The organism is Vibrio cyclitrophicus (assembly GCF_024347435.1).
GTDB lineage: Bacteria > Pseudomonadota > Gammaproteobacteria > Enterobacterales > Vibrionaceae > Vibrio > Vibrio cyclitrophicus.
Window position 1 is genome coordinate 1118567 of the sequence record NZ_AP025481.1, and the last position, 12735, is coordinate 1131301.

Sequence of the window (12735 nt, forward strand, 5' to 3'; positions counted from 1 at the left end):
ATTAAAAAAGGCGTATTGATTAAATCAGTACGCCTTTTTATTTGAGTTCTTTTCAACAACTACTTTTCTAGCATTGCCAACTTATCAGACACACCATTCCATTTTTCAGCTTCATCCATCGGTGCTTTTACTTCCGTTTGCACTGGCCAGATCTCGGCAAGCTCGGCATTCACTTCAATAAAGATCTTTTGGTCTTCTGGCAATTCATCTTCTTGAAAGATCGCTTGAGCATCACATTCAGGGACACATAAACCACAATCAATACATTCGATCGGGTTGATTACCATGAAATTTGGTCCTTCATGGAACGCATCTGCGGGACACACTGCCACACAGTCTGTGTATTTACATTGAATACAATTATCGCCTACGACAAACGCCATGATGCTCTGCTCTATAAGTTAGTCAAAATTGAAGAATGGGGGATAATACTCATCCCAAGGCAAAATTCAACATCATACGACTCTAATATCGTGTCTATTTGCTCCATGCTTCCAAATTAGTATGACAGATAAATCAATTTCTCGTAAAATGCGCGCCATTGTGAGCTTATCGCTTCTTTCAACATCAGCGTTTTCATCAAACTCTGTATTAAGAAACGATCTAGCTAAGACACCTATAAAAACGAGACATCAAAATGATACGTTTAACCGAAATTAAACTCCCGCTAGACCATGAAGAGTCAGCCATTCAAGACGCTATTGAAGCAAAGCTTGGCATTAACGCTGGTCAGGTACTATCTTTTAATATCTTTAAACGTGGCTACGATGCTCGTAAGAAATCAAAGATCTTACTTATCTACACGCTTGATGTTCTCGTTGAAAACGAAGCTGAGCTGCTAGAACAATTCATCAGCGACCCGCACGTAAAAGTGACTCCTGATATGGAGTACAAGTTTGTCGCTAAGGCCGTTGAGAACCAAACTGAGCGCCCTGTGGTTATCGGTTTTGGCCCATGCGGTCTGTTCGCTGGCCTAGTGCTTGCTCAAATGGGTTTCAACCCAATTATTGTTGAGCGCGGTAAAGAAGTTCGTGAACGTACTAAAGATACCTTTGGTTTCTGGCGTAAGCGTACGCTAAACACAGAATCAAACGTACAGTTTGGTGAAGGCGGCGCAGGTACTTTCTCTGACGGTAAACTTTATAGCCAAGTAAAAGATCCAAAGCACTACGGCCGTAAAGTAATTGAAGAATTCGTTGCTGCAGGCGCACCAGAAGAAATTCTATACGTGAGTAAGCCGCACATCGGTACCTTTAAACTGGTTACGATGATCGAAAAGATGCGTGCTTCTATCATTGAACTCGGCGGCGAAATCCGTTTCAGTACTCGTGTAGACGACGTTCATATGGAAGATGGCCAAATCACTGGCCTAACGCTTTCTAACGGTGAAGAAATTAAGTCACGCCACATAGTACTGGCTGTTGGCCACAGTGCTCGTGACACGTTTGAAATGCTACATGAGCGCGGCGTTTACATGGAAGCGAAGCCTTTCTCTGTTGGTTTCCGTATCGAACACAAACAATCGATGATTGATGAAGCGCGTTTCGGTAAGAACGCAGGCAACCCAATCCTAGGTGCTGCGGACTACAAACTGGTTCACCACTGTAAGAATGGCCGCACTGTATACAGCTTCTGTATGTGCCCAGGCGGTACTGTAGTAGCTGCGACGTCTGAAGAAGGCCGCGTAGTAACTAACGGCATGAGCCAATACTCTCGTGCAGAACGTAACGCAAACAGTGCAATCGTTGTAGGTATCGACCCAGAGCGTGATTACCCAGGTGACGCACTGGCTGGTATCCGTTTACAACGTGAACTAGAAAGTGGCGCTTATGTACTTGGTGGTGAAAACTACGATGCACCAGCTCAGAAAATCGGTGACTTCTTGAAAGGTCGCGATCCAAGTGCAATCGGTGAAGTACAACCGTCGTTCACACCGGGTATCCACCTGACTGATATTTCAAAAGCACTGCCTGATTTCGCTATCGAAGCGATTCGTGAAGCAATCCCAGCGTTCGAGAAGAAGATCAAAGGTTTCTCTACACCAGACGGCCTACTAACTGGTGTTGAGACTCGTACGTCTTCTCCTGTATGCATCAAACGTGGTAAAGACTTCCAAAGCATCAACCTTAAGGGCTTCTTCCCTGCTGGCGAAGGTGCAGGCTACGCAGGCGGTATCCTTTCCGCTGGTATTGATGGTATTAAGGCTGCAGAAGCGCTAGCACTATCAATGGCAGAGCAAAACCAAGCCGAGAAGATTGAGATCGCTTAAACGCTTTCGATAAACCCAAGCTAAATAGCGAACACCCAAAACTGAAAATCCAGTGTCTTGTCGACACTGGATTTTTTTATGTGCATGTGACTAGCGGTGAGCAAGCAACATGGTAGAATGCAGCCATTAATCTTATCCTCATATAAGATTGTTGAACCTTTCCATCGCTATTTAGCCAAATCATACCGAGAAACTTATGCCATTTTCCAAGCTTGGATTAAGCTCACCTATTGTTAAAGCCGTTGCAAAACAAGGCTATGAAAAGCCAACCTCTATTCAAGAAAAAGCAATTCCGATTGTGCTTTCTGGTAAGAACCTAATTGCTGCTGCACAAACAGGTACAGGTAAAACTGCGAGCTTTGTTCTCCCTATCTTAGAAATGCTAAGTAAAGGTGAAACACAACGTAAAAAACGTATTCGTGCTGTTATTTTGACACCAACTCGCGAGCTTGCGATTCAGGTTGAACAGAACATTACTAAGTACGCGAAGTTCCTAAACCTAACATCACTAGCGATGTACGGGGGCGTATCTTACCAGCACCAGAAAGACCGCTTGATTGAAGGCGTCGATATTCTTGTGGCAACACCAGGTCGTTTAATCGACATGTACGGACAACGCGCGGTTCATTTTGATGAAGTTGAAGTACTGGTTCTTGATGAAGCCGACCGCATGCTAGACATGGGTTTCATCGAAGACATCAACAAGATCATCGCACGTTTGCCACAAAACATTCAAAACCTGTTGTTCTCAGCAACGCTATCAACGCCAGTGCGTGCGCTAGCGAAAAGCGCAATCAGTGAAGCGGAAGAGATTTCTATCGCTAAGACTGACGCATCTAAAGCGAACATTGAACAATGGCTAGTTACAGTCGATAAAGACCGTAAATCTGCACTGTTAAGCCACATGATCACTGACGGCGAGTGGGACCAAGCGCTTATCTTTATCGAGACTAAGCACGGCGCCGCTAAGTTGGTTGCTCAACTTGAAAAGCGTGGTATCCAAGCAGAAGCGTTCCACAGTGGACGTAGCCAAGCGATTCGTGAAAAGATTCTGGCTGACTTCAAAAAAGGTCGTCTAAAATATCTAGTTGCAACAGGTGTTGCTGCTCGTGGTATCGATATCGATAACCTAAGCCGCGTAGTGAACTACGACATCCCATTCCCAGCAGACGACTATGTTCACCGTATTGGTCGTACAGGCCGTGCTGATGCTTCTGGTGAAGCGATCTCTTTCCTATCGAAAGATAACTTCAAGAACCTGTGCATCATTGAAAAACGTCTTGGCCACTTGATTGAACGTCGCGTTGTTGAAGGTTTCGAACCACGCAAAGAAGTGCCAATTTCAGTATTGAACTTCGTTCCTAAGAAGAAAAGAGAACAGCAACAAGACTAAGTAATTTCAGTTACAGAAAATACAAAAGTCACGTTAGCCAAAATGAAAATCAAACGAAGCCCTATGTGGCTTCGTTTTGTTCTTTGAAATACAAATAAAACTGAGGCAATAAGATGATCGCTCCTATCGCAACGAGGTTAACCCGTGGGCAAGACCTAAAGCTTGAACTCCAAAAGCTTGTGACAGCGCACAATATCTCAGCGGGCTCTGTCGCGTCGTGTGTCGGGTGTGTTTCTCAACTCAATATTCGTTTGGCTAATGCGAACAACACCAAGCTAATCAAAGCTCCGTTCGAAATTGTGTCGCTTATGGCAACGCTAACCCCAAACCACCAGCATGTTCATATATCCGTTGCTGATGAAAATGGAAATGTGATTGGTGGGCACTTGCTTGAAGGGACGATTATCGCGACCACTGCTGAATTGATTGTTCACCGCTACGATACCTTGACCTTCAACAGAGAGCATGACGATTCGACAGGTTACACTGAGCTCACTATCAGCAACAACACGCAATAGATTGACCCGTAGCAGCACTAGCGCCCCATATAAAGCGATACAACCAAATAGTATTAGGAAACATGATGGCTCCCAACTCCGCAGATTCCGTTATCGTTCTCGATTTCGAAACCACAGGCTTATCACCCAATATGGGTGACCGAGCAATTGAAATCGGTGCGGTTAAATTAGTTAACGGCGAAGTCGTCGACACCTTCCAGCAACTCATGAATCCAGGGTTTCGTGTTAGCGGGTTCATTGAAAGCTATACCGGAATCAATAACCGTATGTTAAGCACGGCGGCCAGTTGCAGTGAAGTGATGGATGAATTTGCAGACTTTATCCAAGGCAGCCAACTTGTTGCTCACAATGCGTCGTTTGATAAGCGCTTTCTCGATGCGGAATTAGACTTTATTGGCCGAGACTACACAGGCAAGTTCGCTTGCTCAATGTTGATTGCTCGCCGCCTAATCCAAGACGCACCGACTCATAAGCTAGGCGACCTTGTGCGTTTTAAGAATATCGACAACGACGGTACTTTCCACAGAGCGTTAGCCGATTCAGAAATGACAGCACGATTGTGGTTATTGATGATTGATGAACTGCAAAGTGATCACGGTATTCAACAGCCGAGCTTTCAACTGATGCAGAAAATATCTAAGACCGCTAAAGGCTCGATTCCAAAGCTGCTAATGAGCAATCGCAATTAAAGCTATCAGCTACAAACCATAGATCGAAATAAAGGCTGATTCGTTTCGCGAAATCAGCCTTATTATATACAAGTGTTACTTAGAGCCGCCCTACTCTTGCAGTGCGACCAACGTTGACTTGAGGCTTTCTAATTCATTCATAAAATATACCCATTGCTTATCACTACTTGTGGCTGCGATATCGACCAAGAATTTGGCGGATGTCTCCGTATTCTTAGTAAGCGTGGATTCAAGGCCATCAGGATAATAAGCTTCATGGTTAAGCAACAGCTTCATAATAATAGGCTGAGCAATATGCAAATCAGTCTTCTTTTCAGTAAGCGTCGATAGAGCCTGATATGTATTATTTTGATATTTTCGCCAGCTGTCATTGGTATTTATCCACTCTTGCGACCAAGCAAAAATAATCTGTTTTTGTTCTTTCGATACCGAACCTAACCATCGTTCTAGCCTTTCTTTTACTCGTTCTCGGTATCGCTCTCTCGAATCTTCATCATTTAAGGACAATCTTTCTTGGTAGGAATCTTGTTGTTTCTCTCGAAAATTTTTAAGGAACTGATTATCTTGTTTCGCACTTAGCTGCATACTTAACGCGTAAACATCGGGTGCAAACTTATTAACGATCGTGCGAATATGATTTTTTATTTGATCACTTTGGTTAACGATAAAAGCAGAGGTGAGCTCGGAGCGATCTACATTTTCAATAACTTCTAATTGTGAGACGTACAGCGGTAGTTGAGTTTCTTTGTGCCATTGCTGTAACAAATCCAATCGCTCTTCAAGTTCTGATTCTTGACTGTTAGTTAGAGAAACAAAGTCTTCGATATAACTCACAACAAACCAACTTATGTTGTTATAGGCGAATTTCGTCCCACACCCAGCAAATAGAAAACAGATCAATACGACTAGCCAACGGCACTTTCTCATCACACCCTCTCACAACATTTTACCAAGCAATGAAATACAAAACGATCTTCTAAGGTTAGCTCAAGATCTTAAAACATTACTTAATACCTTAAAATGCTAAAGCTACCTCTTATAAAACTAGCCCGAATAAGCCGTGACAGTAAAAACTTTGAGGTAAATTGAGACTTAGCCTTGATAATCTCACCATTTCGACAAATGATTAGACTAAAAATAATTAATAGCAGTGATAAAACTTATTTTTTATTGTTCATTTGAGGTAATGCGAACCCTATAAAAGAAATGGTGACGTATTTTAAAATGATTAATATTTGGGAGGTAAGCTATGGCCGCTACTCCTCATTATACAAGCGAGTTACAGTACGAGCTTTGTTATTTTGACGATGGAAAGCTAACCACCATTACGATATATGGATGGCTTGGTATCTTAGCGAAGGAAAACATATCAACGATGTTTATTCGATCAGACCTGACCAATGAACGTTTGAATAAAAAATAGACTTGGATACTAACAGGTATGTCGATGGGTTAACCTGCCATAGTGAGCCCTGGTAGAACACCCTTTACTGTCGCGAGTAGACAGTAAAGGGGTAAATTCTCAAATTACTTCAGAATTCGGGCGCGGAATTGACGACCCTTCATCTTACCTGATTCGATTTTGTTCAGTGCTTTCTTAGCCACAGATCTTTCTACCGCTACGTAAGCACGCATTGCGAACAGATTGATCTTACCTACTGATTTACCATCAATGCCGCCTTGACCCGTCAATGCACCAAGAATATCACCAGCACGAAGTTTCGCTTTCTTACCGCCATCAATCTGGATTGTCACCATGTTTGAGTAATATGGCTTAGCGATTGGTTTAGCTGGCAACTGAGACGGTTCGATTGGCATATCCATGTACTCATCGATTTGAGCAACACGGTACATCTCTTTTTCGCTAAAGAAGCTAATCGCAACACCTTTGCTTCCTGCACGACCAGTACGACCAATGCGGTGTACATGAACCTCAGGATCGCGAGACAGTTCAAAGTTGAACACTGCATCAAGGTTATCAACATCAAGACCACGAGCTGCAACGTCTGTTGCCACTAGAATCGAGATGGTTTTGTTTGAGAATTGAACCAAAGCTTGGTCACGCTCACGCTGTTCCATGTCGCCATGAAGCTCGATAACGCTAAAACCACGGTGGCTTAGCTCGTCGTTTACGTTCTGAACTTCTTTCTTAGTGTTACAGAACACAACCGCAGATTCTGGTTGATGATGAAGAAGGAGTAACTCTAATGCGTCATCACGAGCTTCAGTTCCTTCCACTTTGTAGAAGTGTTGCTGAATACTTGAGTGATCATGTGTTGATTCAACTTTCACCATTTCTGGGTTACGCATAATACGGTCTGCAACAGATTTAATCTGTTTAGGGAAAGTCGCACTAAACAATAGCGTTTGGCGATCTTTTGGTGCCGCTTCAATCACCGCATCTAGCGCATCTTGGAAGCCCATTTCCAACATACGGTCCGCTTCATCTAACACAAGCGTGTTGAGCTCAGAAAGATCAATACGCTCTTTCTCTAGGTGATCAAGAATACGACCAGGAGTACCCACAAGAATATGCGCGCCATGCTCTAGTGAACCAATTTGAGGTCCCATTGGCATACCGCCACAAAGTGTCAGTACTTTAATATTGTGAATACCACGAGCAAGAGTACGGATCTCTTTTGCTACTTGGTCTGCAAGCTCACGAGTCGGACATAACACTAAAGACTGAACACGGAAACGCTTAACGCGTAGGTTTTGCAGCACGCCTAAACCAAAAGCAGCTGTTTTACCTGAACCCGTTTTACCCTGACCGATAACATCCTTGCCATCCAGAATAGTAGGAAGACTTAACGCTTGAATAGGCGTCATTTCAGTATAACCAAGAGAATCTAACGTATTTAGAAGCTCTGGCTTAAGGGCGATTGAAGAGAATTTTGAAGTGCTCAATGGAAATATCCAACTGGTGAAAAACAGAGTGCATTATGAGTGTTTTTGAAAATTATTCCACCTTAATCACAGTTTTGGAGCAACATGTTAGGCGAATACAAAAAAACCAGCTGGGTCGCTGGTTTTTATGTTGTGACATCTAAGTCTGTATAGAAATACGAGTTCCTAAAAAGTCTTTAAGGCACACCGTGACCTTTAGATGCAACCCATACGCGATACCACTGCTCACGAGTCAGCTCGATCTTCAGAGCATCAACCGCCGTCTTCACGCGTTCAATCTTACCAGAGCCAATAATAGCGATCGGATTAGACGGTAAACGACGAACCCAAGCATAAATAACTTGGTCAATGCTATCTGCACCCACTTCTTGGCGAATTACTTCTAACTCGTCACGAACACGAATCGCTTGTGCTGAATCACCACTGAAGATGCTACCGCCACCGAGGCAAGACCACGCCATTGGACGAATACGGTTCATCTGCAGTTGATCGAGCGTGCCGTCATGGGCTACTTCAAAGTTCAAGGGATTGATTTCAACTTGGTTAGTCACCAGTGGCTTACCGAGTCGAGATTGCAATAAGTCGAACTGACGCGGTGAAAAGTTAGAGACACCGAAGTGCTTAACCTTGCCGACTTTATGCAGTTCAGCGAACGCTTCTGCTACTTCATCTGCATCCATCAGTACATCTGGGCGGTGAATCAGTAATACATCCAGCTCGGTTACACCCAAGCGCTCTAGAGAATTATTTACTGATTGGTAAATATGATGCGCGCTGGTGTCATAATGATTGATCTTGCGATCAGGAGTGTGGTCACCACACAAGTTGATGTCGCACTTGGTGACGATTTGGATATCATCACGAAGGCTTGGCTCAAGCGCCAATGCTTCACCAAACAACTTTTCACATTGGTAGTTACCGTAAATATCCGCGTGATCAACAGTTGTGATACCAAGATCAATGTGCAGCTTCAGGAAAGTCAGGCGTTGTTGCGGGGTCATACCCCACTCTGCTGTACGCCAGTATCCTTGCACCAACTCAGAAAGTTCTGGGCCTTGTGGCGCTGTCGTTACTCTTGCAACCATGGGTTGTCTCCTTTATCAATACTGCACGTATCCTAAGCTCGTTTTACCGAAGGCTCAACGTATAACAAATAGCAAAGGTAAACGCGTACTAAAAATGTGAGAGCCACAGAAAAACGAACACTTAAATGAATAATAGCTTGCTGTCTGCCCGTCAACCGTTCTCCTGAAAGGCTTGTTTACTCTGATGAATGACGAAACCATCTATAAATTTGAGCAATTAGAGACGATTTAGTTCAACCGTTAACTTGTCACCATCACTATGTAACTGAACCCAAGGAGCTGAAGAACGAGATGATGAAGAAGAATTAGGTACATTCCATACACTCACTTGCTCAGAGGAATGATGTGGTGAGTTGATGAATTTGACGAGTTGTTTATCTACCTTGTCGTAACCAACTCCCTCACGCTTCGCTTGTTCGAGTTGAGCGACCACATCAAACTCATCTTCCCCAATACGAATAGAACTGAGAGCAAAGCCATCTTGGCGAAGGTATACCTGAAGCTTTGTGTAACTTAGGTTCGAATAAGGCAGGTTTAAGCGAACCACCTCGACGCTTGAGTCAGCCAACTCCAGTTCAACATAAACATCCAAATCGTAATATTGAGTGAGGTCACTGCACAACAGAGTGCCTTCAACTTCGCCACAATCCATGAGTTCGATATCGTTAATATAGTTTTGAGAACTCGGTGGAATTGGGCTGATATTGAATACCGTTCGCAACCACCAGCTTTCACTCGCTTGCGCAGAGAATGAAAAGGCATTGAGAGCCAATAACAAAGGAAGGATTAAGATATGAAGAGTTCTCATTAGTTGTGCTTATTTCGTGCGGTATCAATCACCTATTATACGTGACCAATCCACAAACAACCGCTTAAGCCACAAATTTTAGGCGAAAAAAACGGGCATACATGCCCGCTAGATAAATTCTATCGCCAAATAACGTACCCTTTACGATACATCACGATATTTGAATCACTTATACCCACCTTCAATAGCTGGTTCTTCAAGGGATAGCCTTACTTTATTACGTTGAATTGCTTCTGGCGGCAAACTGATAAAACCGTATTGGTTCAACACGCCTTGATGATCTTCCGACAAAGTCAGCCCAACAAAGAACTTCTCTTGTTCCGTAAAGCCTTTGCGATGCGCTGGAATATTTAGGTACATATAGTAAACCGTTGCCAATGGGTAACGACCTGAGAGAATCGTTTCCTTGTTTAGGTCGTAGTTCACCCCTAGATTATCAACAACGCTGAGCCATTTCACATCAGAGATTTGATCCGAGTAAACGGTGTAACCAATCGCGGCATCTTCGTCCTCAATCTTACTAATCAGATCCGGCAGATCCGCTAAGAATTGAGTATTCGCATATTCGCCATCAGCTCCACACTCGACCCAACTTGAAAAGGTGGTATGGCCTTGCAGATTGTGGTCGATGGCGAAGGGCAACATGTGTGTGTCTAGGCTTTCTCCATCACTAGTGTCGCTACTTGGCGTCCATTTAGGATGCTTAGGGTCACTTGAACAACCAAACACATCTATAAGTTCAGCAACACTAATGGATGTGGCTGGGTTATTTTCATTCGCCAGAATCGCTATTACGTCCGCGGTAAACATCAGCTCTGTCGGCCTGTAGCCGTAGCGCATGTCGAACCTAGCCATCTCTTTGTCAGTCCACTTTTTGGAAGTAATACCAACACGTGAGCGTTGCATGATCATCTGCTCAGGGACACTGTCACTCAACAAAATTTCTAAGTCGATCTCTTTGCTCTCAAGCAAATCTTTAATAAGCCCTTCCATGTTCGGTTCAATCGCGACCAAACCAATATCACTCACGTCATTCGCTAACGTTGATACAGAAAAAAATGCAGGTACAGCAGCAAGCAATAAACCCGATTTATTAGATAGACGTTTCATTACTGGCCTCCTACTGGATCAATTGATGTCTTAGATTCAACATCACTATTGCTGTCGAGCTGCATCTCTGAGGTAAAGATATTCCAAGATGGATTTACTTCCATACTCTCTGTTTTTAACACCGCAATGGTTCTACGTTTACGCTTGTGAAGATGCTGAGTTAAGCTGGTTATCTGAGTAAATTCTTGTTCGAAGATTCGCTCCCCATCGATACCTCTGTCAATCAGAGCATCTCGAATCACGCCAGTCCTTTTCTTGGCAAGTGCTTTGTTATAAACGTTAGTACCTTCTGAACTCGTATCACCAACTAAGGTCACTGATGCATCTGGCTGTTCACCCAGTAAACGCACTAACTCGTTGAGAACGGCCGTGTGTTCAGGTTTTAGAACGTATTTATCGAAATCAAATGCCACGCTTAAGACTTCAACATCTTCGACAATTTTCCAGTTTGCACACCCTTTAATGTCTACTGTCACACCTTCTGGTGTATCAGCACAAAGATCTCGTTGGTTAATCACACCGTCACGATCATCATCCGCGAGATCATCAATTTGATGGCGAGTCATCGTCGTATCGGGCGTTTCTGCACAACCCATTAGCAAGATAGAACTCAGTAGCGCTAGTTTAAAATATCTCATTACTTGTTCTCCCCTTGCCATTCTTCTGGGTGTTCAACCCTTAATGCGTAGGTCAACATGCCCATCGCGTTCAATACGCGGTATGCCGCTAACGTTTGATCGTATTCAGTGCTGATGAAGTTTCTTCGAGCCAAGAACACTTCCACTTTTGCATCGAGCACATCCAACAAGCTTCGTCTGCCAACATTAAATTGTTGAATATAACCAAGCTCTGCGATTTTGGCTGCATCCACGTTCTGTTGAAGAAGGGACTTCTGTTGTTCAAGCATCTTGTAGGCATTCCAAGCGAGCTGAGTGCCCTCTTTAACCTCACGCTCCGTTCTTAATCTGATCGCCCTTGCTTCTTCAACTCGCCAAGCCGATGATTCCACGCGAGAGTCAGTAGAGAAGCCATTAAACAAGTCGTAATCCATCGTTAACATGATACGCGCATCTTCATCGACACCACCCGGTGGGTTAGATACGTTGTCATTCTTGTTAGCATGAAGCTCTAGTTTAAGCTCTGGGTAGTAATCTCCCTTCTCACGGCGCATCTCTTTACGAGCCGCATCGATATCAAGCAAAGAGGCTTGGATTTCAGGATGGTTCTCGACAGCCTGTTCAAGCGCGACCTGTGCTGAGCTTGGTAACAAAGCATAATCAAAACGTGGATAAACCAAGTTCACAGCAGGCTTGCCTACTAAGCGTAGGTACTGAGTTTGTAAATCAAACAGGTTGTTTTGAGCTGCGATTAATGAAGATTGCGCCGTTGCAACACGGGCAGAGATCTGAGCCAGATCCGAGTTACTACTCAAACCTTTACTCTTTTTATCTTGGATATCTTGGTAGATCTCTTGGTGTTCTTTTACGTTACGCTTAGACAGTTCAAGTAACGTCTCTGCCTTGAGAATATCGAGATAGTTTCTCACCACGTCTAACGAAACGTTTTCAGCTCGCGAAATCAGAGTTAGACGCTCAGCTTCCGCTTCGAAGGTTAATCGGTCGACATTCGACGTCGTTTTAAAACCATCGAACAGTAACTGGGAAACTTTAACGCCAATTTCCGTTCTCGTTAGGCCTCTATCATCGGTGTCGAGTTTGCTGCCACTGTTGTAGCGTGTCTCTTCATAGCCTGCCGCTGCGTACAAGTTCACTTGTGGCATATACAAACCACTCGCCGCGTCTCCGTCTCTTACCACCGATTGATATCGGGAGTACTGCGCCAATATCTCTGGGCTATAGTCGATGGCAAAGGCCACGGACTCTTCTAATGACGCTGCTTGAGACAGTCCACTCATTAGTAAGCAAGAAGAGAGTAAGAATTTTGAATGCATTACAC

The 12735-nt window shown here is 43.9% G+C and carries 12 protein-coding genes and 1 pseudogene; 5 read left to right on the forward strand and 8 right to left on the reverse strand.

Annotated elements, in window-relative coordinates:
* Positions 1-59 precede the first annotated feature (59 nt).
* Positions 60-383: a ferredoxin FdxA gene (gene fdxA, locus OCW38_RS19850; RefSeq protein ID WP_004731764.1), complete on the reverse strand. Its 324-nt coding sequence runs from the start codon at positions 381-383 to the stop codon at positions 60-62.
* Positions 384-637: 254 nt separating this feature from the next.
* Here fdxA and OCW38_RS19855 point away from each other — a divergent pair, with 254 nt between their 5' ends.
* The 4 genes from OCW38_RS19855 (at position 638) to OCW38_RS19870 (ending at position 4869) form a co-directional block, all read left to right on the forward strand.
* Entirely contained in the window at positions 638-2269 is a 1632-nt protein-coding gene (locus OCW38_RS19855) for an NAD(P)/FAD-dependent oxidoreductase (protein WP_261895894.1), read from the forward strand.
* A 196-nt stretch (positions 2270-2465) separates the two neighbouring features.
* The gene (locus tag OCW38_RS19860; protein WP_010431064.1) at positions 2466-3662 is read left to right on the forward strand and encodes a DEAD/DEAH box helicase; all 1197 of its coding nucleotides are present in this window, start codon (positions 2466-2468) and stop codon (positions 3660-3662) included.
* A gap of 113 nt (positions 3663-3775) precedes the next feature.
* The gene (locus OCW38_RS19865) at positions 3776-4180 is read left to right on the forward strand and encodes a PPC domain-containing DNA-binding protein (RefSeq protein WP_261895896.1); all 405 of its coding nucleotides are present in this window, start codon (positions 3776-3778) and stop codon (positions 4178-4180) included.
* A gap of 65 nt (positions 4181-4245) precedes the next feature.
* Entirely contained in the window at positions 4246-4869 is a 624-nt protein-coding gene (locus OCW38_RS19870) for a 3'-5' exonuclease (protein ID WP_010431070.1), read from the forward strand.
* A 90-nt stretch (positions 4870-4959) separates the two neighbouring features.
* Here the strand turns inward: OCW38_RS19870 and OCW38_RS19875 are convergent, their stop codons facing one another.
* Complete coding sequence (locus OCW38_RS19875; RefSeq protein ID WP_102313507.1) at positions 4960-5796, reverse strand: DUF6279 family lipoprotein; 837 nt, start codon at positions 5794-5796, stop codon at positions 4960-4962.
* Positions 5797-6118: 322 nt separating this feature from the next.
* Here OCW38_RS19875 and OCW38_RS19880 point away from each other — a divergent pair.
* Positions 6119-6273, forward strand: a pseudogene (locus OCW38_RS19880) (RNA helicase).
* Positions 6274-6396: 123 nt separating this feature from the next.
* On the opposite strand, the gene dbpA reads toward OCW38_RS19880, so the two are convergent.
* The 6 genes from dbpA to OCW38_RS19910 all read right to left on the reverse strand — a co-directional run bounded on the left by dbpA (position 6397) and on the right by OCW38_RS19910 (position 12730).
* A complete protein-coding gene (dbpA, locus tag OCW38_RS19885) occupies positions 6397-7776 on the reverse strand; it encodes an ATP-dependent RNA helicase DbpA (RefSeq protein ID WP_016791114.1) in 1380 nt (459 codons plus the stop codon).
* Positions 7777-7952: 176 nt separating this feature from the next.
* Entirely contained in the window at positions 7953-8861 is a 909-nt protein-coding gene (locus OCW38_RS19890; RefSeq protein ID WP_016791115.1) for an aldo/keto reductase, read from the reverse strand.
* 217 nt (positions 8862-9078) lie between these two features.
* The gene (locus OCW38_RS19895) at positions 9079-9669 is read right to left on the reverse strand and encodes a hypothetical protein (protein ID WP_016796354.1); all 591 of its coding nucleotides are present in this window, start codon (positions 9667-9669) and stop codon (positions 9079-9081) included.
* 165 nt (positions 9670-9834) lie between these two features.
* Complete coding sequence (locus OCW38_RS19900; RefSeq protein WP_102308967.1) at positions 9835-10779, reverse strand: PstS family phosphate ABC transporter substrate-binding protein; 945 nt, start codon at positions 10777-10779, stop codon at positions 9835-9837.
* Positions 10779-11417 (reverse strand): OmpA family protein, encoded by a 639-nt coding sequence (locus OCW38_RS19905; RefSeq protein ID WP_065111395.1) that lies wholly within the window; start codon positions 11415-11417, stop codon positions 10779-10781. Before OCW38_RS19905 ends, OCW38_RS19900 begins: the two co-directional genes overlap by 1 nt.
* Positions 11417-12730 (reverse strand): TolC family outer membrane protein, encoded by a 1314-nt coding sequence (locus OCW38_RS19910; RefSeq protein ID WP_065678872.1) that lies wholly within the window; start codon positions 12728-12730, stop codon positions 11417-11419. Before OCW38_RS19910 ends, OCW38_RS19905 begins: the two co-directional genes overlap by 1 nt.
* Positions 12731-12735 lie beyond the last annotated feature (5 nt).

Coding starts and splice junctions, on each gene's coding strand:
- fdxA (WP_004731764.1), bottom strand. CDS start 383: ATGGCGTTTGTCGTAGGCGATAATTGTATTCAATGTAAATACACAGAC.
- OCW38_RS19855 (WP_261895894.1), top strand. CDS start 638: ATGATACGTTTAACCGAAATTAAACTCCCGCTAGACCATGAAGAGTCA.
- OCW38_RS19860 (WP_010431064.1), top strand. CDS start 2,466: ATGCCATTTTCCAAGCTTGGATTAAGCTCACCTATTGTTAAAGCCGTT.
- OCW38_RS19865 (WP_261895896.1), top strand. CDS start 3,776: ATGATCGCTCCTATCGCAACGAGGTTAACCCGTGGGCAAGACCTAAAG.
- OCW38_RS19870 (WP_010431070.1), top strand. CDS start 4,246: ATGGCTCCCAACTCCGCAGATTCCGTTATCGTTCTCGATTTCGAAACC.
- OCW38_RS19875 (WP_102313507.1), bottom strand. CDS start 5,796: ATGAGAAAGTGCCGTTGGCTAGTCGTATTGATCTGTTTTCTATTTGCT.
- OCW38_RS19890 (WP_016791115.1), bottom strand. CDS start 8,861: ATGGTTGCAAGAGTAACGACAGCGCCACAAGGCCCAGAACTTTCTGAG.
- OCW38_RS19895 (WP_016796354.1), bottom strand. CDS start 9,669: ATGAGAACTCTTCATATCTTAATCCTTCCTTTGTTATTGGCTCTCAAT.
- OCW38_RS19900 (WP_102308967.1), bottom strand. CDS start 10,779: ATGAAACGTCTATCTAATAAATCGGGTTTATTGCTTGCTGCTGTACCT.
- OCW38_RS19905 (WP_065111395.1), bottom strand. CDS start 11,417: ATGAGATATTTTAAACTAGCGCTACTGAGTTCTATCTTGCTAATGGGT.
- OCW38_RS19910 (WP_065678872.1), bottom strand. CDS start 12,730: ATGCATTCAAAATTCTTACTCTCTTCTTGCTTACTAATGAGTGGACTG.